Genomic DNA, 23,387 nt, shown 5'->3' on the forward strand with positions numbered 1-23,387 from the left:
TAATTTACCATATAAATTTCTATTCTTATTTTCTAAAGCTTCAAACGTCTTAATCTTAAAGCATTTATTATAACGGATACAGAGCTAAAACTCATTGCCAAAGCTGCTATCATAGGAGAAAGTAAAATCCCGAAAAATGGATATAAAACTCCAGCTGCAATTGGCACACCTAAAACATTGTAGAAAAAGGCAAAAAACAAATTTTGTTTAATGTTACTCATTACTGCGTGGCTCAATTTTTTGGCTTTCACAATACCTTGTAAATCGCCTTTTACTAAAGTTATTTTAGCACTTTCTATCGCCACGTCAGTTCCGGTACCCATGGCAATTCCGATGTCTGACTGTGCTAATGCAGGGGCATCGTTGATGCCGTCTCCTGCCATCGCGACAATTTTTCCGAGGGATTGGAGGCGCTTAATTTCATTTAGTTTGTCTTCGGGGAGGGCTCCTGCGATGAATGAACTAAGATCGAGTTCGGCAGCGACGGCTTTTGCGGTGTTTTCATTGTCGCCCGTTATCATTATTACTTCAACACCCTGACGCATCAGTTCTTTTATTGCTTCTTTGCTTGTTTCTTTTATCTTGTCTGTAATGGTTACAAAACCCAAAGCAACCCCATCGATGGAAATATAAGAAACTGTTTTTCCTAGTTTTTGTTCGGCTACAATTTTATTTTCCAATTCATCAGAAACTGTGGCGTTCACTTGTTCCATTAGTTTTTTATTTCCGAGTGCCACTTTTTTATTGGTTACCGTCCCAATAACTCCTTTTCCAGCAATGGCTTCAAAATCGTTGACTTCGATTAATGAAATATTTTTTGCTTTTGCAAAATTGCCTACGGCTTGCGCCAAAGGGTGTTCGCTGTACTGATTTAAAGAAGCGATATTTTGCAATAGCCCATTTTCGTCATTTTGTAAGGAGAACACTTTTTCGACAGAAGGTTTTCCTTCGGTAATGGTACCTGTTTTATCAGTTATCAGAACATTTACCTTGTTCATATTCTCTAATGCTTCAGCATTTTTTATCAAAACACCTGATAGTGCTCCTTTACCTACGCCGACCATTACCGACATTGGTGTGGCTAATCCCAAAGCACAAGGACAGGCAATTATTAATACTGCAATGGCATTGATAAAACCATAGACTAGGGCAGGTTCCGGTCCAAATTTTGCCCAAACAAAAAAGGTTAAGACAGAAACTACAACTACAATCGGTACAAAATATTTTGCAATGCTATCCGCGAGTTTTTGAATGGGTGCTTTGGATCGGCTCGCATCATTTACCATCTTAACAATTTGCGAAAGCAAGGTTTCCGAACCAACTTTCTCGGCAATCATAACAAAGGATTTATTTCCGTTTATGGTTCCCGCTATAACTGAATCATCAATCTTTTTATCAACAGGAATAGGCTCTCCTGAAATCATAGATTCATCTATAGTACTTTCTCCATCAGTAATTTTTCCATCTACTGGAATTTTATCTCCCGGTTTTACTCGTAATAAATCTCCTTTTTTGATGTCGTGAATCGAGATTACTTTGTCCCCTCCTTCGATAACCAAAGTCGCTTCGGTGGGCGCTAATTTCAATAATTCTTTTATGGCACCGCTAGTTTGACTGTGTGCTCTTGCTTCTAATAATTGGCCTAACAAAACCAAGGTTAATATGACCGTTGTTGCTTCAAAATAAAGTAACACTGTGCCGCTTTCGGTTTTAAATTCATTTGGAAAAATATCAGGAAAAAACATGCCAACCAAACTAAACAAGAAAGCTACTCCAGTACCAATTCCTATCAGCGTAAACATGTTGAGATTCCAGGTAACAATTGACTTCCAAGCGCGAACAAAGAACATCCAACACGCATAAAAAACCACGGGAAGCGTCAAAATCAATTGTACCCAATTCCAGTATGAAATGCCCATTATCTTTTCTAACGGATTATTTGACATCATTTCTATAGTAGCTATTGCGAAAACAGGAATTGTAAAGGCTGTTGCTACTTTCATTTTCTTAAGCAAATCATTGTAAACCTTTTTGTCTTCACTATCTGTAGGTTCCATTGGTACTAAATCCATTCCGCAAATAGGGCAGGAGCCAGGTTCTTCTTTGATTACCTCCGGGTGCATCGGACAGGTGTATAATTTTTTAACCGCACTTAATTCATGAACTTTTTCTAAATTCATTCCGCATACTGGACAACTCCCGGGCTTATCGTAAACCTTGTCTCCTTCACAATGCATCGGACAATAGTATTTGCCTTGAGCATTACTTAGTGAAGGTATTGTATCCATGTTATCACTAGTTTTAGTACTGCAACACGATTTTGTTATTGGCTCATTGACAGTTTTGTGAGTTGTATCGTTAGCGCTACTCATTTCTATAGTGTACTTTCCAACGGTTGTTAATGCCTCTTGAAATTGATCCAGTGGAATGTGTTTTTCCATTGTTATAGTTGCAATTGGAGGATTCAAAGTAACCGTTGCTTGAATTCCATCGATGGCATTCAATGTTTTTTCCACTTTAGAACGACAGCTATCGCAAGTCATTCCGGTAATTTTATAGGTATGTATCATATGTTTTTTAAAATAAAATTTACTCTTTCATTTGGTGTTAATAATGGAACAAAAATGACTGGAAAACTTAATGAATTGTAAACCTCGAAAATTAATCTATGAATGGTTTTTTGTGCTTCTTCGTCTTCTGTTCTTGCATAGTCTTTTGTAAAAGGTAATCGGTCTAAAATAAAAATCTTTTTATAAGACACCCTCTTAATGGCATTAAGTAATTTTTCGTCATAATCAAGATTTAAAAACTGATAATAGGCCATCGCATCAGGAATAGCCCTGTCAAGAAAAACAGTTTCAATAGGTGATAATTCCGCTTCTTGTTCAATTTGCATATCTAGCACAGCTAATTGAAATTGTCTTTTATTTTCTCTTATTTCTTCTAGACTTTTACCTTCTTCCCTCATGCTATCAATGTAATGTCTGGCGTGTTCAATAGTTGTTTTGTAGCCCCTTTTCGATAATATATCAATTACTGTTGTTTTACCTGTACTAGGTCCACCTGTAATAACATACCAATTGGTATCTACTTTTTGATTGTCCATTTTCATCACTTTTAAAATTGCAAGTAGAACATAATTCATTCATACTAGTTTCAATTCGTTTTCTATTTATTATGGTTTTCAACCTTTGGCTATGATTTTTGCAAAGCACGCAGATCGGATATAATATTATTTTTGAACACGTGCCGTCTCAATAATACTATAGGTATGTGTCATTTCTTTCTAAACACTACATTTTCATTCCCTCCATAGGATCATTTCCTTTTCGGAATTTATATTCGCTATTTATGGCATACGCTCCAGTGATGACTACTTTTTTAGATGGATCCATTTCTGATTTAATTTCAATCATCCCATTGGTTTCTACTCCTGTTTCCACCATTATGCTTTCAAATACTCCTGGTCTTTTTTCAATCCAGATGTAAGAAGCATTTTCTTCCCTGATTACAGCATCAGTAGGTATGAATACTCCTTTTATATTGGATTGTGTCAATCTTGCAATTGCCTGCATTCCGGGTTTCAACAGCAAGTTTTGATTGGGCACTTCCATTCGAATTAAAAGCAGACGAGTATCTGGATTTATTTCAGGATTGATAAAAGAAACTTGCGCATTTATGGTTTTATCAGGAAAATCGGAAAATGTAATTTGGGCTTTTTGTCCTATTTTTAGATTCTTGGCATAGTTTACGTTTACCTGTGTTTCTAACCAAAGACTGTTTAAATCCGCCAATTTAATGATGGGGGAACCTTCCATTGCATAACTGCCTTCTGTGGTACTTATTTCCGATATTGTTCCACTGGCAGTGCTATAAAAAATGGTATAAGGAGAAACTTCCTTACTGGTTTTTATACTTTCAATCTGGGCATTGGTTAAACCAAAGAACAACAGCTTTTGTTTAGCTGCATTGAGCATATTTCGGGCATTCTTTCCAAAATCGCCAGGCATTGCGAGTTGTTTGTATGCCGTAAAATAATCCTGTTTAGCAATAGCAATATCTTCGCTATACAATTGATATACGGCTTGGTTTTTAGCCACATAATCACCAACGGTCTTGAAATACAACTTTTCAATTCTTCCCATTGCTCTTGAAGAAATGGTTTTGATTTTCTCTTGATTAATTGTCAGGACTCCCGTATAATTTTGCTCTAAACTGCTTTGGGTTTCTGAAATAGTTTGGGTAGTGATATTTCCCAGCTGTATTTGCTGTTTACTCAAACTTATTTCGTTTGCCTCTGTATCATCTTGTTTTATTGGGGTTAACTCCATATGGCAAATAGGGCATTTTCCGGGTTTGTCTTCCTTGACTTGTGGATCCATTGAGCAAGTGTAAAATGTTGTTGCTGCACTCTTATTGTGTTTGCTATGGTCTTCTTTTTCTTTAGTATTACAAGCCACCATTACCATAAATAGTATTGATAGTAAACTTATTTTTTTTATTGTCTTCATCATTATTCGGTTTTAATAAAGCTTTCGCTGTCAATTAAATATTGTGCGTTTTTGGCAATGGTGTCTTTTACTGAAATACCTTCCATAATTTGGATAAAATCATCTATTTCAATTCCTGTTTTTATGGACGATGCCTTAAAGCCATTCTCCATTTTTAAGAAAACTATTTTCTTGTTTCCAATACTTACCATTGCCTGTTTTTGAATCCAAATTCCTTTTACGGCATTTGTTTTCACTGCGCCTTGCAATCGCAAACCAACTGGTAATTTCAATTTATTGTTATTTAAATAAACTCGAATTCTATTGGTTTTATCAGCTGCGTTTAATTGTGTTTCGACAAAATTTATTTTTGCATCCATAAATTCATCTTTGTCAAGTTCGGAAGTAATTCTGATGGATTGATTGGCTTTGATTAGACTATTGTATCCTTGGATAACATTGAATATTCCCCATACTTTATCCGTATTTAATAGTTTAAAAATGACTTCTCCCTTTTTTATATAACTCCCTTCTTTAACATTCAAAACTTCAGTGTTGTTATTCGCACTTTGCATCACAGGAATAGTTGTATTATCCATCGTTGCTGTTCCATCAATAATCCCGGAAGCAGGACTATAAATTGTTATTAGCGGGTTTACTTTTTTGGAATTAGACAGCGCATTTATTTGATTTTGAGTCATTCCATAAAGCAACAATTTTTGTCTGGACGCATCAATAATCGAAGGATTTTCAACATCATTAATGACCATATAAATGAAGTTTTGTTGTTCCGTCAGTAATTCAGGGCTGTATAAATCAAATAGTTTTTGTCCTTTATTTACTTTTTGATATTTATAATTGACATACATTCGCTCAATTCTTCCGCTCATTCGAGCTGCAATATTTTCCGATGAATTGGGATCATACCCCACAATTCCTGGTAGATTTATTTCACTGCTCAAAGTAGTGTCTATTGCCGTTGTCGTTTGATAATTTCCTACTATAAAATTGTCGGTAGGTTTTATAAGATTGTCGATTGAATTATCTTCAACTGAATTATTCTCCGTTATTTTTTTTACTAAAGTCATTCCGCAAATGGGACAATTTCCGGGTTTATCTCTAATGATTTCCGGGTGCATCGAACAAGTGTAAACCTCGTTTTGATGCTCCATTTCCGAATGATTATCTGATTTTTTGGCAAAGAAATAGATTGCAATTCCGATAATGGAAATTCCAATAAGAGCTAAACCATACTTTATATACTTGTTCATAATTATTTGGTTTCTAATTGTTTTTCAATTTCTACTTGTGCTGCCAAAATATTTTGCAATTTATCTAAAGCATCAATTTGAGCCATATTTAATGCTTCCCAAGCATCGAGAGTGGCAAATAAATCACCGGTGTTATTTTGCCAAGCCAAAATTGCTGTTTCATAATTTTTCTTCAAAGCAGGGATAATACTTTTTTGGGCAACTTCGTATTGTTTTTTTAAAGCGTTCAATTCATTGCTCATACCCGAAATCATTCCTGTGGCTTCATTCAATATCATTTCTTTTTGCCAATTGAGACTTTCATTTTTAATATGATAACTATTGATGTTGGCTTTATTCATTTTGGTTGACCAAGGCATAGGAATGGTAATCATTCCCATTAAGGAGAACTGTTGAGGTTGTGTTCCAAAAGCAAACATATGGTCGTATTTTATACCAAACTCGGGCAATAATTTTGTTTTTTCGGCTGCAATTTTGAGCTGATTTATTTCCATCGTTTTTTCTATGGCTTTCACATCGCTTCGGTTTTTAGAAAGAGAAGTTGTATCTGATATGGCCAAATTAAAATCTTTTATTTCGTAAGTTTCATCAATTTCAAATTTGGTGTTTTTATCTCTTGCCATCAAGGTGTTTAGCATAATTCGCTTTTGGGAAATGTCATTTTGCAACATTAGAATCATACTCTCTAATGCGCTGTATTGCGATTTTGCTTTGTAATAAGTAGGCAATTTATCCATATTATACTGGTAGCGTATTTCCATACTTTTAATCATATAATCTAAAAGCAACAAATTATCATCGGCTATTTTTATTTTTTTATTTAAAACCAACCATTGATAATAATTTGTTTTTGCCAATGCTTTCAATTGATTAACTGTATAGTTTTTGTTTTCTTTTTCAACAGATGACATTGCATTCATAAGATTAAAATCAGCTTTTAACTTGGATGCATTGGGTATCATTTGCGTAACACCCAACATATAATTTCCCATTCCTTGTCCCATTTCGCTTGCTTTCCAAAGATTGGAATTGTAAGGAGTCATAAAGAAACCCGTTTCCACTTGTGGTGGCATCCAACTTCTGGCACCTTTTGCCGCTGCATCCATACTTTGAATGTCGGCATCGTACATTTTTAGTTGAGGATTGTTTGTCTTGATTGTACTCAAGACATTATCCAAGGAAAGTGTTTGTGCTGCCAAATTAGTGGCGCTCAAAATCAAACAACTTATTGCTATATATAATTTATTCTTTAACATCTATAAGATCTATTTTTCCTTTTGTTCTTAATTCTCGAAGTTTTACCATTTCAAAAACAATCGGTGTTACTAATAATACATAAATCGTGGAAGTAATTGTACCTCCAATTAGTGGAACAGTAATGGGAAGCATTATATCAGATCCTGTTCCTGTTGCCCAAAGAATAGGGATTAATCCAAATAAGGAAACTGAAACCGTCATCAATTTAGGTCTTAACCTTTTGGCTGAACCATCAATAATATATTGTTTCAATATTTCTTCAGTTATGGTTTCCTTCGTGTTTCCGTACTTTTCTACCATTTTATTCATTGCTTCATTCAAATAGATGGTCATTAACATTGCCGTTTCGATTGCCATTCCAAACAAGGCAATAAATCCAACGGCAACAGCAACGGATAAATTAATGCCATAAAAATAAACCATAAATATTCCTCCAATTAAAGCAAAGGGTACTGTAATCATCGTGATTAATGCCTCTTTCATTGAATGGTACGTAAAATATAAAACAAGAAATATAATGACCACAACAATAGGCAGTATTAAACTTAATGTTTTGTTGGCTCTAATTTGATTTTCCCATTGACCGCTCCATTCCACATAATATCCTTTTGGCATTTTAGTCATCATTGCATCGAGTTTTTTCTGCGCCTCTTTTACAGTACTTCCTAAATCACGTTCCCGAACATTGAACAACACAGTGCCCCGAAGCATTGCATTTTCGCTATTTATCATTGGAGGGCCATCACTTATTTTTACATTAGCTACAGTTTCTAATGGTATTGGGCCAAAATCCATTGTTTGCACCTGTAGTTTTTTTAAGGCTTCAATGCTGTTACGGTATTCTTGAGCATATCTTGCATTTACAGAAAAACGCTGTCTTCCCTCGATAGTCGTGGTTAGTTTCATACCTCCAATAGAAGCTTCAACCACATTATTAATGTCGTCTATGGTCAATCCATATCTACCAATAACGTCTCTTTTTGCTTCAATGTCAATATATTTTCCGCCTGTTATGGGTTCCGCATACAAATCTTTAACTCCAGAAGTTCCTTCCAATGTTTTTTTAATTTTTTGAGCCAAAACATTGATGGTGTCTAAACTTGCTCCGTAGATTTTGATTCCTACATCGGTTCTGATTCCTGTTGAAAGCATATTGATACGGTTGATAATAGGTTGCGTAAAACCATTGGTCACACCAGGGATTTGCAGTTTGTTGTTTATTTCCGTGATAATATCATTCTTGGTTTTGTCTTCTCGCCATTCTGCTTGAGGTTTTAGCAAAATAATGGTTTCAACCATACTTATTGGACTGTTATCAGTTGCCGTATTTGCCCTGCCTGCTTTTCCCAACACGTGAGCCACTTCGGGAATCGACTTAATCAATTTGTCTTGAACTTGAAGAATTCTCTTTACTTCGGAGTTGGATACATCGGGTAAGGTTACTGGCATAAACAGTACAGATCCTTCATCTAAAGGGGGCATAAATTCTGAACCTAAACGAGTAAACATTAATACACCAATCAGCAAGGCAATGATGTTGATGCCCAATACCGTTTTCCTCCATTTTAAACAAAAAATCAAAATGGGTGTATAAATGCTTTCCAATTTTTTGTTAATTGGATTTTTATTTTCTGGACGAAGTTTTCCTTTTAGTAAAAAACTAATTAGCACTGGTACAAGTGTAATGGCTAAAAAGGCATCAACTATCAGAATAAAAGATTTCGTCCAAGCCAATGGTCCAAATAACTTGCCTTCCATTCCTGTGAGAAGAAATACAGGCAAAAAGGATGTAATTACAATTATTGTTGAGTAGAAAACACCTGGGCCTACTAATTTGGAAGAGCTTTCTATAAGCTTCAACTTATCTTCAGGAGATAGTGGATCGTTTTCTTTTTTGAATATATTTTTAATTTTATTTTTCATCTTATTTCCAATTACTGATTATTGTCCATTTCTTCTTGTTTCTCCGAAACTGTCCTGTAGGCATTCTCAACCATTACAATACCATCATCAACAACAACACCAATTGCCAGAGCAATACCCGTTAATGACATAATATTAGATGAAATGCCAAATGCTTCAAGTAAAATAAAGCCAATAGACACAGAAATAGGTAATTGAATGAGTATAATTAAAGCACTTCGCCAATGAAAAAGGAAAAGAAGAACCACAAGAGAAACAGTAATCATAATTTCGATTAAAGTTCCTTTAACTGATGCGATTGCTTTTTCTATTAAATCACTTCGGTCATAAGAGGTTTTAAAAGTAACCCCTTCAGGCAATCCTTTTTCAACTTCTTTCATTTTTTCCTTGACTGCCGTTATTACCTTATCAGCATTTTCGCCATAACGCATTACCACAATTCCGCCAACAACTTCACCAGTGCCATTTTCATCAAAAATACCTAGTCTCAAATCGCCACCCATTTGTATTGAACCAATGTCTTTAACTTTTACAGGAACGGAATTATAATTTTTAATAGCAATCTCTTCCACGTCCTTTATGTTTTTGATATATCCTAATCCTCTTATAATGTATGACATATCACTCATTTCGAATTTTCGCCCACCAACATCGTTATTATTAGCCTTGACTGCATTCATCACTTCCATCATACTCACATTGTAGTACTGCATTTTCAAGGGATCTAACACTAATTGGTACTGTTTTTCAAAACCCCCAAATGATGCTACTTCAGCCACGCCGGGAACAGTTTGTAATGCAAATTTCACGTACCAATCTTGTAAAGCTCTTTGTTCTCCCAAGTCCATACCGTTAGCCTCTAAATGATACCAAAAAACGTGCCCCACACCTGTGCCATCGGGTCCAAGTGTTGGAACTACATTTTGAGGCAACAAGCGTTGGGCATAATTTAGTCTTTCCAATACACGGGTTCTTGCCCAATAAATATCGACATCATCTTCAAAAATGATGTAAACAAAGCTCATCCCAAACATAGATGCGCCTCGAATGTTTTTAACCTTAGGAATACCTTGCAGGTTGGAAACCAAGGGATATGTTACTTGGGCTTCGATAACCTGTGGACTTCTTCCCATCCACTCCGTAAACACAATAACTTGATTTTCGGATAAATCAGGAATGGCGTCAATGGGGTTTTGTTGGACGCTGTAAACTCCCCAAGCAAATAAGCAAGCTGAAACCAGCAAGACAACGGCTCGATTTCGTAGTGAGAATGTTATTAATTTTTCTACCATAATGTTTAGTTTTCTAATGAAAGACTATCTTTTGTTTTATTTATCCAATTGATTACTTCCTCTTTTTGAGCAGGTGTTACTATTGCATTTTTATGAAGTAACGTGTAGGACGCTAAGGGCATTTCATCAGATTTTATTTGTTTGATGATAGCTTCTAATTTGTTTTCTTGTTTTCGCTTGGAGTACTTTCCAAATTCATTAAAGTTCAAATCCTTCTTACCATCTTTAATGTGTTCTTCCATAAAAAACCGTGCTGGCTGAATGTAAGAATATAATGGATAATTAGTATTGTTACTGTGACAATCGTAGCAAGATGTCCGTAAAATAGTTTCAACATTTTTAGGAACATCGTACATTTTTGTAAAATTTGCAGTTAATTCCTGCTCATAACTTTCATTACGAGCAGGTTGATATAACTGCATCAACAAAAAAATAACAAACCCGATTATGAGTATTTTCTTGATGATTTTTTTCATTTTATAATTGTTTTTTCATAGAACCACAAGTAAGCATTTTCGAACCGTAGTATGGATTTTTTATTTCTTTGCTTTCACTTATCCAAATAGCCCCTTTTCCTTCATTATACATAGGACAAAAATCTTGATATAGTTTTTGTTTTGCTCCAAATATTTTTATCAAATCATTCACATCTTTACTCAACATCGCAAAATGTTCTCTTTGGTGGTCAATTTTCCCACCATTATCACCAATGTGTTCTGCCTGTTCTTTAGCATCATCAGAAATATCAATATATTCTGTTTTCAATTTTGGATCTATTGCATTGGTATTGACTTTATTGAAAGTTGCATATAATGCTTTACCCGCATTGGCTGCTCCTTTTGTATCGTCTTTTGTGAGTGCGTTTTTGAGTTTTAAATAGCCAGAGATTATTTCGCTTGTTGAAAATGTTGTTTGGGTAACCGATGTAGCTTCAGTATTAACTTCAACTGTTGTTGTATCATTATGACTATGACTACCATCAGTATGATCATGAGCTGCTTCATTTTGTACAACTGGTTCGGTTAATTCCATTCCACATTTTGAACATTTTTCACCTTTTTTTCCTGTAACCTCTGGGTGCATAGGACACGCGTATAATTGCGAGGTACTCTCTGTTGTTTCCGAATTAGTTGTTGCAGCTTCTTTATTTTTTTGATTACAAGAAACTAGTACAAATGCCATCGCTATGGCTGAAAGGATTAGATTTTTCATTTTATTATTTTTTTTAATTGATATTGTTGGTATTTGCAACATTTTTTGATGAATATTTTTTTGAAAACCCATTTTTATATAGAAATTAATTTTTTCGTTTTATAGGGTCATTAAAATCATTGCATCCTTATTATTGGTATCATGTGCATTGAATTAAACTAAAAGGAAATTTAAAATTTATGCGACTGGATTATTTTTTCTTACCCTCCGTTTTAGTCATTTCCATTCCACATTTAGGACATTCCCCCGGTTTGTCAGAAGTTGAGCCATCCATTGGACAAACATATTTTGTTACAATTTTAGTTTTAGGTTGACTGCCTTTTGTAGCGTGAGTATCTATCTTTTCGGTAATTTTTACCATTCCAGTTCCACATTTAGAACATTTCCCTTCGGTATCAGAAGTTGAGCCGTCCATTGGACAAACATATTTTGTTACAATTTTAGTTTTAGGTTGACTGCCTTTTGTAGCGTGAGTATCTATCTTTTCGGTAATTTTTACCATCCTAGTTCCACATTTAGAACATTTCCCTTCGGTATCAGAAGTTGAGCCGTCCATTGGACAAACATATTTTGTTACAATTTTAGTTTTAGGTTGACTGCCTTTTGTAGCGTGAGTATCTATTTTTTCAGTGGTTTTTACCATTGTCATTCCACATTTGCTACATTTTCCTTCTATTAAACTCACTTCTTCTGGATGCATTGGGCAAGTATAAGTTGTTTTTTGAGCTTCCTTTTGCGAAGATTTTGTAGCTTCTTGAGCTGATGCTACTGTGCTAACTGCTAAGAATACGCTTAGTACGATAATTAGATTTTTCATTTTTTACAGTTTTAATTAATTGTTTATAATATTAACACTGATCAATTGCAAGCCATTTTAATCGTTTATCAAATTTACATTTGATATTTTAGAAATTAATAGTTTACATTTTTATTACAACCCCATTTGGTTTTTTACCAACATTGATTGTTTTAGTAACGGTATGATTGGTAACATTTACAACAGAAACTGTATTTGCTGTTTGGTTGGTTACATAGGCAGTGTTTCCGTCCATAGTGAAAGAAATTGCGTGAGCACCAGCACCCGTATTAAAAGCGCCACCGTGGATCCACATCATCATACCAGCATCCCAAGTCCAATAATGTACTTTTCCATTCATTGGATCTGAAACCCATAATTCGCTTTTTGTTCCGTTGTGTGAGGCAATTCCGGGCATAAATCCTAAAATAATAGTTTGGTCAACGGCATTTGTAGCTACATTTATAACAGAAATAGATTGTCCGTCTTCGTTATCAACATACATTTTACCATCTGTACCAGTCCAAGCTCCAACAGGATTGTTACCAACTGTAACCGTTGCAACTACTGATTTTGATGCTACATTGATTACTGAAACGTTATCATCATCGCCATTAGCAACATAGGCTTTTGTCCCGTCCGAAGAGAAAGTTAATTCTGCAGGCATCATACCTACAGTAATTGTACTTTTCAACGCATAAGTTGTAGCGTCATACACCAATACTTTTCCGTTCATATCCATTTGAGGCACCCAAATTTCTGTACCATTTGGAGAATAAATAGTATTGTGGTTCATTACAGGTAAACCCATTTTTTTAACAATTGAACCAGTTGTTGCATCAATAACAACAAGTTTACCCGACATAGTTCCTGTCACTGCGTGTCCTGCGCTTAAATCCATTCCCGGAACTCCAATTGCAAGATGATTTGAATGTGAAGAAATATGGTGTGGCCACATTATCATATCTGTATCGGTTCCCATCAATGGAATAGTTCCTGTAACTTCATTAGTTGATAATTTGATTACTGAAATTGTTGCATCTTCACCATTGACAACATACGCTGCTGGATAATTAACGTTTAATGCTGCATTTGTCATATCCATATTATCATCTTTATTACAAGATGATAAAAGTATTGCTCCAATTATTGATGCGGTAAAAGATATATTCTTCATTTTTTAAAGTTTTAATTTTATTATTTTATTGTTTCTACTGTTTTACCACAACTCAACATTTGTGATCCGTAGTAAGGATTTTTAATTGTATTTTCTTTACTTAACCAATTGGCATCTTGCATCGGGCAATATTGATAATAAACCGGTTCAGTAAATTTTGAAACTTTTATCAACTCATACGTATTTTTAGATAATGATTTGAAAAGTTCTCTTTGCTTTTTGATATCCTGTGTTTCAGAAATATTTTTTGCATCAGCAGTTAAATCTTTATAAACTTTCATCCAAGTCATATGTACATCCATTTTCAATGTTTCCATTTTTACGACAGTGATTGCGGTTAATAAATCTTTTGACTTTGCAGAAGCCATTTTACTATCTGTTTTTACCAAGGCATCTTTCAATGAAAAATAATTATCGAAAACTGGTTTTAGTTGGTCTGTTCCTTGGTTTTCAGTCATTGTAGAATGGTCGTTCATTTCCATTTTAGTTTCTTCGGATTTTGTTTCCGTTTTTACTGCAACTTTTGCTTCACGATCGTATTGACAACATCCCGGAAGTTTTGAATATGCAGCATCTGGAGCAAGGAATTTTTCGCTATCATAACCCGCAAGTGCAATACGTTTTAAGATTTCATCTTGATTGGTTTTTTTAGCATCATAAGTAAGCGTAGCCATTTTGGTGTCTTTATTCCAATCAACATTCGCAATTTTCTTGAGACTTCCTGCTTTTTCTATGGTGGTTTCGCACATTCCACAATTCCCGAATATTTTTACGGTTTCAGTTTTAGCGTTTTTGATTTGCGCATTAGACACTGTGAATGATAGCAATAGAGTTATTGCCATCACTATTTTTTTTAGTGATTTCATTGTAAAATAATTTTAAATTGAATTAGTTAAACAAGAACAAAATGACAGCACAACAAAGCCAGCCTTTTGAAAATGAAATTAACTGAGAAAGTAAATGATTTAAAGCAATAATTGCTTTTGATTTGACACAATTATGGCTATCAAATTTAAAATTTAGCCTATTTTTGGTATAAGCCATAAAGAATTGAAACCAGAAGAAATGGAGGTTTCGTAATTGTAAAAATTTTGTTTTTCTGAAAAGAAATTAAAAATATTTTTATTAAAGTTCAATTCATTAATAGAAACAGATGTGTTGCAAGAAGAAGCACAACCACATTTAGAATGGCTGCATTTTCCTCCACAACCTTTATGATTTTTATTCTTCGAATGATTATCACCTTCGCAACAATCTTTTTTATCTGTTTTAGAAGAGATTTCTTTTTTGCAAGATTGTTTTTCTGAATTGTTTCCACACGCAAAAGTTACCATTGGCATCAAGAAGAAGCCAAGTACAACGATTAATAAAATGTGAAACTTTTTCATTTGTATAGAAAATCTAATATTGGACAAAGTTAGAGAAATAATCTTAATTTTCAATAAAGACTTGTTAAAAAAATTTCATCACTACTATTTTGTTTTGATTTATATTCTCATTAAAAGTATTATTAGGGAAGCAAATAGATGAAGACTAAACTACTTAAATCTTTGTTATGAGTGTTAATCTCATCTATGTAAAAATTTAAATCATATAAATGGATTAATTCCTCATTATTATCTGGTATTTGAGCCAGTTGATATAAATTTTAGTTTTTCAGGAAAACTATTATATCGAAATTTTGAGTTTTCTCATCATAATCTAAAGTTAGAAATTTGAATTCACTAGCTTTTAATGTAATTTCATGGAAGATATATGACTATTCAAATCCATCGATAATTTTATCAATTCTTTCCGTTTGTGGAATAAAAGCGATGAATTTCCAGTTCTTCAGTTGGGATACGTTATCAATTAACTGGTTTCATAATCAACAATTATATTTCTTTTAATTTGTAAAAATTACTAATCTACATGTTACAAGTGTTCAGTAAATTAAAAACGATCTTTTAGTCCTAAAAACAAAAATACTGATTATCAATTAATTAAACTGTTTTTATTTCAGCGGGGTGTCACTAAACATAATTGAAGAATCAATTATAATAGAACATTTACAAAAAAATTAACATTCGAGTCAGCTAATAAAATTGTAGATTTGTGCCCAGTATGACAAAAAAGTTCTACATATTGCTACTCGTTATGCTTGGTTTTCTTTTGGGACCAACGCTTACTTATGCGCATGGGACAAAAAAAGAAATGCCATGTTGTAAAAAAGAATTTACAGTAAAAGACTGTTGCAAGAAAAAAGATTCTAATAAGAAAGAACACAATTGCGATAATAGCTGTGTAGGTAATTCTTGTGGTTGCCCAACTGCTTACTGCGGTTATTCCTCGATACTTTCTTTCCAAACAGAAAATAATTCTCTTTTTAGTTTTTCAGAAAGGAAACAAAATTACTATTATTCAGAAATCTTTATTTCTTCAGATTTCCGTTCTATCTGGCTTCCACCTAAAATAAGCTAGATTCATTTCCTGACAGTTACAAATCTGTCTAATCCAAAGCCTGTTTTATGGCTTAAAAAATCATTAAATATTAATCCAATCAACGCTATTCATAGCTCTAAATACTATGGTTTCTGTCATGCTCTAGGATTAATTCATTCAAAATTATAAAAACAATGAACTCAATAAAAAAATTATTGATGGCAATGACTCTATTGCTATCAGTCACTTTCGCCAGCGCGCAAATAAAAAACAAAACAACTGAAACCGTAAAAATCAATGGTAATTGTGGCATGTGCAAAAAAACTATTGAAACGGCTGCAAACATTGATAAAGTTGCCAAAGTAAATTGGGACACGAACACCAAAACCGCTACAGTTACCTACGATACTAAGAAAACCAATCTTGATGCCATACTAAAACGTGTTGCAGATGCTGGATATGACAATGAAAAATTTAGTGCCCCAAATGCTGTTTACGATGAATTGCATGGATGTTGCCAATATGATAGAGAAGCAAGTCCTAAAAAAGCGGAGTAATCATAATCAAATCATTTAAATTAAATTTCATGTTCAAAATAAAAAATATAATCACATTACTCTCCCTGATAGCAACTGTTTCTATAGCAAGTGCACAAATAAAAATAGGAGATTCTTTTCCAGATGTTCAGCTTCAAAACAATAAGAACGCTACAGTTAAACTAAATACTTTTAAAGGAAAAACAGTTTTGGTAGATTTTTGGGCATCATGGTGCGCACCTTGCCGAATGGCTAACAAAAAATTGGTAAAAATGTATGACCAATACAAAGGTCAGAATTTTGAAATTGTTGGAATTTCAATTGATATCGATAAATCAAAATGGTTAAAAGCCATTGAAAAAGACAAAATGAAACACCAGCAATTAATCGACCCGAAAGGTTTTGATGCCAAAACGGCTGTGGCTTTTGGAGTTGAAGCACTGCCTGCAACCTATCTTTTTGATGCATCAGGAAAACTGATTGCCATAAACCCAACCGAATCACAAATAATTGCTCAAATCAAAAAAAACAAAAAATAAAATGAAAACATTACATATAAAATTCGTAGCCGCTGCACTTTTAGTATTATTAACTGGTGTAAAATCATATTCTCAAATCACTAAAGTCAAAATAATGGCAACGGGATTAACTTGTTCTATGTGCTCTAATGCGATAAATAAACAATTAAAATCTTTTACCGAAGTAGATAGTATTGGTACTGATTTAAATTCAAATACGTTTACCGTTTATTTTAAAAAAGATAACTCATTACAACCTAAAGTATTAAAAAACGCTGTTGAAAAAGCTGGTTTCTTTGTAGGTTCTATGGTTTTGACTGCAAAGTTTCATACGCCAACAATTGAGGATAATACAACCTTAAAAGTTGATGATGTAACTTATAATTTCATTGATATTAAAACCCCAGTAGCTCATGCAGAAACAAGATACAGAGTTCTGGATAAAGGTTTTGTAACCCAAAAAGAGTATAAAAAACTAGTTAAATCATATTCTAAATATCCTGGTTATGCTACGGAAAATGAAAATGATTATTATTTAAAGACCCTATAAAAATGAAATATCTATCAATTGTTTTCTTATTACTTATTTCATTCAAAATAGATGCACAGGAATTATTTGTAGTAACCGAACCCGCTAGTAATGTTCCGGCGGGTTCTATTGGGGTTCGGGTTGGTCAATCTCTTATGAAAAATCAACTGGAAAGTGGGTCTATGTATAATTTAACGCCCGAAGTTACTTGGGGAATAAATAAAAATATCATGGTTCGTACCTCAGCTTTTCTTAGTAACCAAGAAAATGGATTGGGGCTTAAAGGTGGTGGTTTTTATGCTAAATATCGTTTCTTTTCTGTAGATGATTTACAAAGTCATTTTAGGATGGCTGTCTTTGGACGATACAGTTATAATAACTCTTTTATTAATCAGGAAGCTATAGACTTAATGGGAGGAAACTCTGGTTACGAAGCTGGTCTGGTAGCTACTCAGTTAATCCATAAAGTTGCCATAAGTTCTTCTGTAAGTTACGCGCGGGCACTTAATAACAGTGATTATAGCTTTCCGGATTTTTTGGGTAACAGCGCAGTAAATTATACGTTCTCAGTAGGGAAATTAATGTATCCAAAAAATTATACAAGTTTTAAACAAACCAACATCAATGCGATGCTGGAATTTACTGGACAAACGATAACCGAAAACGGAAAATCATATCTGGATGTAGTTCCTTCGATTCAGTTTATCATTAACAGTCAGGCGAGAATTGACCTTGCATACAAAAAAGAATTGTATAGCTCGATGCAACGTGCCACATCTGATGGTGTTTTCTTAAAACTGGAATATACTTTTTTTAATGTGACCAAATAAATTACTTCGCCAAGATTTTAATTTAAATCTAAAGTTCATAAAATAAGTGTTTCGATGGCAAAAGACCATCGAAACACTTCCTATGGCTTATCGGGAAATGACACGTGTAAAATCAAATTATCACCAGAACAAATCGTTCTGATTAAACTTATAAAATGAAGAAAATTTTTTATTTATTGCTCTTGGGCTTTGTTTTTGTCAAAGTCCAGGCACAGATTATAGATCCTGTGAAATGGGAACCTAGAATCGAGAAGAAATCCACCTCAGAATATGTACTTACTTTTAATGGTAATATCGAAGCAGGTTGGCACGTATATTCTCAATTTACACCTGAAGATGGTCCTCTTCCTGCCGAATTCATTTTTCATGATAACAAAAGCAATTATGAATTTATTGGAAAAGCAACCGAAAGTGAAACCAAACGAGAGTTTAATGAAATCTTTGGTGTCGATGAAATCTTCTTTTCCGATAAAGTTACTTTTACCCAATTAATCAAACAGATTAATCCAGAAAAGGAAATTATACAAGTGGAGCTTTCTTACCAAGTTTGCATGGAAAACTGTATCAGCGAAACAAAATATTTTGAGTTTGATCTTAAAACGCTTGAAGCAAAAGAAATCCAGGCTTCCGATATTGCAAACGAAAAAACTACCAAAGCTGATGCAAATACTGCGGTAGAAAAACAACCAGAATCTAATGAATCTGATTCTAGTTTATATATGATTTTCTTTATTGCTTTCTTATCTGGTTTTGCGGCATTGCTTACTCCTTGCGTGTTTCCAATGATCCCAATGACAGTAAGTTTCTTTACAAAACAAAGCAAAAACAAAGCCAAAGGAATTAAAAATGCCATTATCTATGGTATTTCAATCGTCTTGATTTATGTATTTCTAGGAACTGTAATTACCTTAATTTTTGGTGCCGATGCACTAAATGCATTATCAACCAATGTATGGTTCAATGTTATTTTCTTTGTGTTATTGGTTGTATTTGCATTATCGTTTTTAGGCGCTTTCGAAATTATGTTACCTAATTCCTGGGCAAATAAAGTGGACCGTCAAGCAGATAAAGGTGGAATCTTAGGAATCGTTTTCATGGCGCTGGCTCTTGCAATAGTTTCCTTTTCTTGTACAGGACCAATTATCGGAACATTATTAGTCGAAGCAGCTTCCAAAGGTGGTATAGCACCAATTGTGGGGATGTTAGGTTTTTCTTTTGCTTTAGCATTACCCTTTATGTTATTTGCCATGTTCCCAGGTTGGTTAAATACATTACCAAAATCTGGCGGATGGTTAAATACAGTAAAAGTATTTTTAGGTTTTATAGAATTAGCTTTAGCATTTAAATTCTTGTCTAATGCCGATTTAGTATTGCAATTGCACTGGTTTGAAAGAGAAATATTTTTATCCATTTGGATTGCTATATTTGGAACTTTGGCATTCTACTTATTCGGAAAAATAACCTTGCCACATGATTCTCCTTCGTCTTCAATTTCAGTAGGAAGATTATCTGTTGGACTAGTGGTATTGGTATTTGCAATATATCTTATTCCGGGTTTATGGGGTGCTCCATTAAAATTAATAAGTGGCTTTCCTCCACCTATGACCTATAGTGAATCTCCATACGGTGTAGGCGGCTCAAACAGAGAATCTACATCAGCAATAGCATTACCAGACGGAGCACATAAAGGACCACATGATATTATGGCTTTTACCGATTATGAAAAAGGATTGGCTTATGCCAAAAGTGTAAACAAACCTATTCTCTTGGATTTTACAGGATTTGCTTGTGTAAATTGCCGAAAAATGGAAGATTATGTTTGGTCGGATCCTCGCATTTTATCTATTTTAAATAATGAAGTAGTTCTTATTTCACTATATGTTGATGACAAAAGAGAATTGCCTATCGAGGAACAATATGTCTCTAAAGAAACTGGCAAAAAGATAAAATCAATAGGAAACAAATGGAGTGATTTCCAAATCACTCGTTATAAGGCAAACGCTCAGCCGTATTATATCATATTGGATACAAAAGAGAAAAGTTTAAACCAACCAGTTGGATATATGCCAGACATTACTGAATATGAACAATGGCTGAAATATGGCATTAAACAGTTTCAAAAATAGAAAAAAGCTGTCTAAAAATGATTTGGACAGCTTTTTTTATAACGCAATATTTTTAGGGTTAAAAATAATAACTTTTAAAATACTTTGATTTTATTGGGTAATGGTTCTAGTCTCTAATGAGAAAAAATCTTGTAGTGTAGATGGTTCTTGTTGTGCAGGAGGAAAAGCACCTCCAAAAAAATCATAAATATTTTAAAGAGCGTCCCTATTAATGGACGCTTCTTATTAATATCAGATTTAAAACTTCATTCGCTGTATTCTAACTGCATTCAAAATAGCTAATAAAGCCACACCAACATCGGCAAAAACAGCTTCCCACATGGTGGCTAAACCTCCGGCACCAAGAACCAGTACAATTGCTTTTACTGTGAATGCCAACCCAATGTTTTGCCAAACGATTTGTTTTGTTTTTCTACCAATATTTATTGCTGTAAAAATTTTCGTGGGCTGGTCGTTTTGAATAACGATGTCGGCGGTCTCGATAGTGGCATCGCTTCCTAAACCACCCATTGCAATTCCGGCATCGGCAAGGGCTACAACCGGCGCATCATTTACACCATCACCAACAAAGGCAATTTTAAGGTTTTGCTTTTTCAATTCTTCTACTTTTTCTACTTTGTTTTCAGGTAACAAATCGCCATAGGCTTGATCGATATTTAATTCTTTTGCAACAGCATCTGCAACGGCTTGTTTATCTCCCGAAAGCATTACGGTTTTGATGTTTATTTTATGCAAACTTTCGATAGCTGTTTTTGCATCTTCTTTTATTTCGTCAGCAATTAGAAAGTATCCTGCATATTTTTGATTGATGGCAATAACTATTATTGTAAATGGTGTGTTGTCGATTTCAGCATCGTAACTGATATTGAATTTCTTCATTAATTTTACATTTCCTGCCAATATTTCTTTTCCTTCTACATTACCTTTCAATCCGTGTCCTGCAATTTCTTCGACATCGGTAACTGTTACCTCTTTTTCTGAACCTTTGGCATATTCAATAATAGCAGTTCCTACCGGATGTGTGGATTTGGTTTCTAATGCTGCTGTGAATTTTATTAAATCAGCTTCCGGAATATCAACGGCTACCACTTTTTGAACTTTAAAAACGCCTTTGGTCAGCGTTCCAGTTTTGTCCATAACTACTGTTTGAATAGATGCCATTATATCTAGAAAATTCGAGCCTTTTACTAAAATTCCATTTTTACTTGCTGCACCAATACCTCCAAAATATCCCAAAGGAATAGAAATTACCAGCGCACAAGGACAGGAAATAACCAAGAAAACTAAAGCTCGGTATAACCAATCGTTGAAGATATAATTTTCTATGAATATCATTGGAACTAAACAAATACAGATTGCCAAAAACACAACTATTGGGGTGTATATTTTAGCAAATTTTCGAATAAATAGTTCGGTAGGTGCTTTTTTAGCCGTGGCATCTTGCACCATCTCAAGGATTTTTGACAACTTACTATCAGTGTAAGCCGTTGTCACTTCGACTTGAACAACTGTATTCAGGTTAATCATTCCTGCAAGAACGGTTTCTCCTTTTTGTTTTGTATCTGGTTTGCTTTCTCCTGTTAATGCTGCTGTGTTTAAGGAAGCATTATCTGAAAGTAATTTTCCGTCGAGTGCTAATTTTTCTCCTGGGCGTAATTGGATTATTTCTCCAATGACAATTTCAGCTGCTTTTTTATCAATAGTATTGCCCTCTTTGATAACTGTAGCGGTATCTGGTCTTTGATCCAACAATAATTTGATGTTGTTTTTTGCTCTTTGAACTGCCAGTGTTTGAAATACTTCGCCAACGGCATAAAATAGCATTACGGCAACACCTTCGGGATATTCACCAATAGCGAATGCTCCGATTGTAGCAATACTCATTAATAGGAATTCTGAAAAGATTTCGCCTTTACGTATGCTTTCAAAAGCTTCTTTTATTACCGGAAAACCAACAGGAGCATAAGCTACTACATACCAAGAAATACGGACCCAGCCAGTGAACCAAGTTTGTGGAAAATAATTATCAAAACCAATAGCAATGAGTAATAGCACAAAACTTATAACTGCTGGCAAGAACATTTGAAACGTCGTTTGATTACCGCCTGAATGGTCGTGTCCGTCATCATCCGAATGCTCATCGTGATTGTGCTGGTCCTTTACTATTTTTTTAGCCTTTGTATCATCGTGTTCGTTGCTACAACAGCTTTCTTTTTTAGTTTTCTTTTTTACCTGCTTATCTGCCATTTTATTTATTTTTTCTTCTTGTGAACAGCAAGTCATTTTACCTTGAGCATCATAAGTGTGCTTGTGTTTTGGATCTGTATTTTTCATTTTTTAATCATTTTAAATTAATTAAGAATATTTTATTTAATCATTTTCGTTTTCCTTACCGTGTTTTATTATCATATTTTGCTTCCATTTTATATACCATTTTTGATGGTGTAATGAAAGTAGAAAATACAATGCGCAAGCACCTATTATAGCTATAATAAACATATCTAATCCTACCGCAACACCAACTGCTGATGTACACCATACGGTTGCTGCTGTTGTTAATCCGTGTGATGTTCCTGCAGTAGAATTGCGATAAATAATTCCAGCACCTAGAAAACCAACGCCTGTTACAATATTTGCAATTACTCTTGAAGTATCCGCTGGGTTATTTACCAAATGGGCTGTAATAGCTGTAAACAAAGTTGCGCCAATACATACGGCTGCATACGTTCTTATTCCTGCATCTTGACAGTGTTTTTCTCTATCTAAACCAATAAATCCTCCTAATAAAAAGGAGACAATCAGTTTGGAAACAATAATTAATTCTGCATTTATATCCATAATTTATATATTACATTATATAAAACGATTTTGGCTTTTCTACAATTGGTAAATCTGTATCGCCTATCAATTCTTTAATATTTATTTCTATTGTTATTGCAAGACTTGTCATTGGAATGTCGGTTGTTACATTTTCGAACGGATCTTGTAATATAATTGCCGTTCGTTCTA

At 34.1% G+C, this 23,387-nt stretch carries 20 protein-coding genes; 5 read left to right on the plus strand and 15 right to left on the minus strand.

All coding sequences use genetic code 11. The features are described 5' to 3' along the window. Positions 1-32: 32 nt before the first annotated feature. The 13 genes from FPG59_RS02175 to FPG59_RS02235 all read right to left on the minus strand — a co-directional run bounded on the left by FPG59_RS02175 (position 33) and on the right by FPG59_RS02235 (position 14,806). Positions 33-2,570, minus strand: coding sequence for a heavy metal translocating P-type ATPase (locus tag FPG59_RS02175; protein ID WP_086452980.1), 2,538 nt, complete (start codon positions 2,568-2,570; stop codon positions 33-35). Beyond that, the gene (locus FPG59_RS02180) at positions 2,567-3,145 is read right to left on the minus strand and encodes an AAA family ATPase (RefSeq protein ID WP_245181095.1); all 579 of its coding nucleotides are present in this window, start codon (positions 3,143-3,145) and stop codon (positions 2,567-2,569) included. Before FPG59_RS02180 ends, FPG59_RS02175 begins: the two co-directional genes overlap by 4 nt. A 148-nt stretch (positions 3,146-3,293) precedes the next feature. After that, entirely contained in the window at positions 3,294-4,511 is a 1,218-nt protein-coding gene (locus tag FPG59_RS02185; RefSeq protein WP_086452999.1) for an efflux RND transporter periplasmic adaptor subunit, read from the minus strand. Positions 4,512-4,513: 2 nt separating this feature from the next. Beyond that, positions 4,514-5,761, minus strand: a complete 1,248-nt coding sequence (locus tag FPG59_RS02190; RefSeq protein ID WP_086452981.1) for an efflux RND transporter periplasmic adaptor subunit — start codon at positions 5,759-5,761, stop codon at positions 4,514-4,516. Positions 5,762-5,763: 2 nt separating this feature from the next. Beyond that, on the minus strand, positions 5,764-7,017 hold the full coding sequence (locus FPG59_RS02195) for a TolC family protein (protein ID WP_086452982.1): 1,254 nt from the start codon (positions 7,015-7,017) through the stop codon (positions 5,764-5,766). Then, the gene (locus FPG59_RS02200) at positions 7,004-8,941 is read right to left on the minus strand and encodes an efflux RND transporter permease subunit (protein WP_086452983.1); all 1,938 of its coding nucleotides are present in this window, start codon (positions 8,939-8,941) and stop codon (positions 7,004-7,006) included. Before FPG59_RS02200 ends, FPG59_RS02195 begins: the two co-directional genes overlap by 14 nt. A gap of 11 nt (positions 8,942-8,952) precedes the next feature. Continuing rightward, the gene (locus FPG59_RS02205; protein WP_086452984.1) at positions 8,953-10,233 is read right to left on the minus strand and encodes an efflux RND transporter permease subunit; all 1,281 of its coding nucleotides are present in this window, start codon (positions 10,231-10,233) and stop codon (positions 8,953-8,955) included. 5 nt (positions 10,234-10,238) lie between these two features. Beyond that, positions 10,239-10,709, minus strand: coding sequence for a heme-binding domain-containing protein (locus FPG59_RS02210; protein WP_086452985.1), 471 nt, complete (start codon positions 10,707-10,709; stop codon positions 10,239-10,241). Position 10,710: 1 nt separating this feature from the next. Next, positions 10,711-11,445 carry a DUF3347 domain-containing protein gene (locus tag FPG59_RS02215; protein WP_086453000.1) on the minus strand — a complete coding sequence of 245 codons (735 nt, stop codon included), beginning with the start codon at positions 11,443-11,445 and terminating at the stop codon, positions 10,711-10,713. A 190-nt stretch (positions 11,446-11,635) separates the two neighbouring features. Beyond that, the gene (locus FPG59_RS02220) at positions 11,636-12,262 is read right to left on the minus strand and encodes a heavy metal-binding domain-containing protein (protein ID WP_086452986.1); all 627 of its coding nucleotides are present in this window, start codon (positions 12,260-12,262) and stop codon (positions 11,636-11,638) included. Positions 12,263-12,365: 103 nt separating this feature from the next. Beyond that, the gene (locus tag FPG59_RS02225) at positions 12,366-13,418 is read right to left on the minus strand and encodes a hypothetical protein (RefSeq protein ID WP_086452987.1); all 1,053 of its coding nucleotides are present in this window, start codon (positions 13,416-13,418) and stop codon (positions 12,366-12,368) included. 20 nt (positions 13,419-13,438) lie between these two features. Continuing rightward, on the minus strand, positions 13,439-14,284 hold the full coding sequence (locus FPG59_RS02230; RefSeq protein ID WP_086452988.1) for a DUF3347 domain-containing protein: 846 nt from the start codon (positions 14,282-14,284) through the stop codon (positions 13,439-13,441). 153 nt (positions 14,285-14,437) lie between these two features. Next, positions 14,438-14,806, minus strand: coding sequence for a hypothetical protein (locus FPG59_RS02235; protein ID WP_086452989.1), 369 nt, complete (start codon positions 14,804-14,806; stop codon positions 14,438-14,440). 1,227 nt (positions 14,807-16,033) lie between these two features. Between FPG59_RS02235 and FPG59_RS02245 the strand changes: the two genes are divergently transcribed. The 5 genes from FPG59_RS02245 to FPG59_RS02265 all read left to right on the plus strand — a co-directional run bounded on the left by FPG59_RS02245 (position 16,034) and on the right by FPG59_RS02265 (position 20,378). After that, the gene (locus tag FPG59_RS02245; RefSeq protein ID WP_086452991.1) at positions 16,034-16,396 is read left to right on the plus strand and encodes a heavy-metal-associated domain-containing protein; all 363 of its coding nucleotides are present in this window, start codon (positions 16,034-16,036) and stop codon (positions 16,394-16,396) included. 29 nt (positions 16,397-16,425) lie between these two features. Then, positions 16,426-16,914 carry a TlpA disulfide reductase family protein gene (locus tag FPG59_RS02250; protein WP_086452992.1) on the plus strand — a complete coding sequence of 163 codons (489 nt, stop codon included), beginning with the start codon at positions 16,426-16,428 and terminating at the stop codon, positions 16,912-16,914. Between the two features lies 1 nt (position 16,915). Further along, positions 16,916-17,443 (plus strand): heavy-metal-associated domain-containing protein, encoded by a 528-nt coding sequence (locus FPG59_RS02255; protein WP_254906629.1) that lies wholly within the window; start codon positions 16,916-16,918, stop codon positions 17,441-17,443. A gap of 2 nt (positions 17,444-17,445) precedes the next feature. Beyond that, positions 17,446-18,252 carry a hypothetical protein gene (locus FPG59_RS02260; RefSeq protein ID WP_086452994.1) on the plus strand — a complete coding sequence of 269 codons (807 nt, stop codon included), beginning with the start codon at positions 17,446-17,448 and terminating at the stop codon, positions 18,250-18,252. Between the two features lie 155 nt (positions 18,253-18,407). Beyond that, positions 18,408-20,378 carry a protein-disulfide reductase DsbD gene (locus FPG59_RS02265; RefSeq protein ID WP_086452995.1) on the plus strand — a complete coding sequence of 657 codons (1,971 nt, stop codon included), beginning with the start codon at positions 18,408-18,410 and terminating at the stop codon, positions 20,376-20,378. Between the two features lie 237 nt (positions 20,379-20,615). Here FPG59_RS02265 and FPG59_RS02270 read toward each other — a convergent pair whose 3' ends face one another. After that, positions 20,616-22,712, minus strand: a complete 2,097-nt coding sequence (locus FPG59_RS02270; protein WP_086452996.1) for a heavy metal translocating P-type ATPase — start codon at positions 22,710-22,712, stop codon at positions 20,616-20,618. A gap of 36 nt (positions 22,713-22,748) precedes the next feature. Next, on the minus strand, positions 22,749-23,216 hold the full coding sequence (locus tag FPG59_RS02275; protein ID WP_086452997.1) for an MgtC/SapB family protein: 468 nt from the start codon (positions 23,214-23,216) through the stop codon (positions 22,749-22,751). Between the last annotated feature and the right edge of the window lie 171 nt (positions 23,217-23,387).

The sequence above is a fragment of the Flavobacterium sp. FPG59 genome (assembly GCF_002150205.1).
Taxonomy (GTDB): Bacteria; Bacteroidota; Bacteroidia; order Flavobacteriales; family Flavobacteriaceae; genus Flavobacterium.

Bases quoted from the DNA above. Each gene is read 5' to 3' on its own strand.
- FPG59_RS02185 (WP_086452999.1), bottom strand. From the start codon at position 4,511: ATGAAGACAATAAAAAAAATAAGTTTACTATCAATACTATTTATGGTA.
- FPG59_RS02275 (WP_086452997.1), bottom strand. From the start codon at position 23,216: ATGGATATAAATGCAGAATTAATTATTGTTTCCAAACTGATTGTCTCC.
- FPG59_RS02210 (WP_086452985.1), bottom strand. From the start codon at position 10,709: ATGAAAAAAATCATCAAGAAAATACTCATAATCGGGTTTGTTATTTTT.
- FPG59_RS02245 (WP_086452991.1), top strand. From the start codon at position 16,034: ATGAACTCAATAAAAAAATTATTGATGGCAATGACTCTATTGCTATCA.
- FPG59_RS02255 (WP_254906629.1), top strand. From the start codon at position 16,916: ATGAAAACATTACATATAAAATTCGTAGCCGCTGCACTTTTAGTATTA.
- FPG59_RS02205 (WP_086452984.1), bottom strand. From the start codon at position 10,233: ATGGTAGAAAAATTAATAACATTCTCACTACGAAATCGAGCCGTTGTC.
- FPG59_RS02175 (WP_086452980.1), bottom strand. From the start codon at position 2,570: ATGATACATACCTATAAAATTACCGGAATGACTTGCGATAGCTGTCGT.
- FPG59_RS02200 (WP_086452983.1), bottom strand. From the start codon at position 8,941: ATGAAAAATAAAATTAAAAATATATTCAAAAAAGAAAACGATCCACTA.
- FPG59_RS02270 (WP_086452996.1), bottom strand. From the start codon at position 22,712: ATGAAAAATACAGATCCAAAACACAAGCACACTTATGATGCTCAAGGT.
- FPG59_RS02250 (WP_086452992.1), top strand. From the start codon at position 16,426: ATGTTCAAAATAAAAAATATAATCACATTACTCTCCCTGATAGCAACT.
- FPG59_RS02225 (WP_086452987.1), bottom strand. From the start codon at position 13,418: ATGAAGAATATATCTTTTACCGCATCAATAATTGGAGCAATACTTTTA.
- FPG59_RS02215 (WP_086453000.1), bottom strand. From the start codon at position 11,445: ATGAAAAATCTAATCCTTTCAGCCATAGCGATGGCATTTGTACTAGTT.
- FPG59_RS02235 (WP_086452989.1), bottom strand. From the start codon at position 14,806: ATGAAAAAGTTTCACATTTTATTAATCGTTGTACTTGGCTTCTTCTTG.
- FPG59_RS02180 (WP_245181095.1), bottom strand. From the start codon at position 3,145: ATGAATTATGTTCTACTTGCAATTTTAAAAGTGATGAAAATGGACAAT.
- FPG59_RS02265 (WP_086452995.1), top strand. From the start codon at position 18,408: ATGAAGAAAATTTTTTATTTATTGCTCTTGGGCTTTGTTTTTGTCAAA.
- FPG59_RS02220 (WP_086452986.1), bottom strand. From the start codon at position 12,262: ATGAAAAATCTAATTATCGTACTAAGCGTATTCTTAGCAGTTAGCACA.
- FPG59_RS02230 (WP_086452988.1), bottom strand. From the start codon at position 14,284: ATGAAATCACTAAAAAAAATAGTGATGGCAATAACTCTATTGCTATCA.
- FPG59_RS02260 (WP_086452994.1), top strand. From the start codon at position 17,446: ATGAAATATCTATCAATTGTTTTCTTATTACTTATTTCATTCAAAATA.
- FPG59_RS02190 (WP_086452981.1), bottom strand. From the start codon at position 5,761: ATGAACAAGTATATAAAGTATGGTTTAGCTCTTATTGGAATTTCCATT.
- FPG59_RS02195 (WP_086452982.1), bottom strand. From the start codon at position 7,017: ATGTTAAAGAATAAATTATATATAGCAATAAGTTGTTTGATTTTGAGC.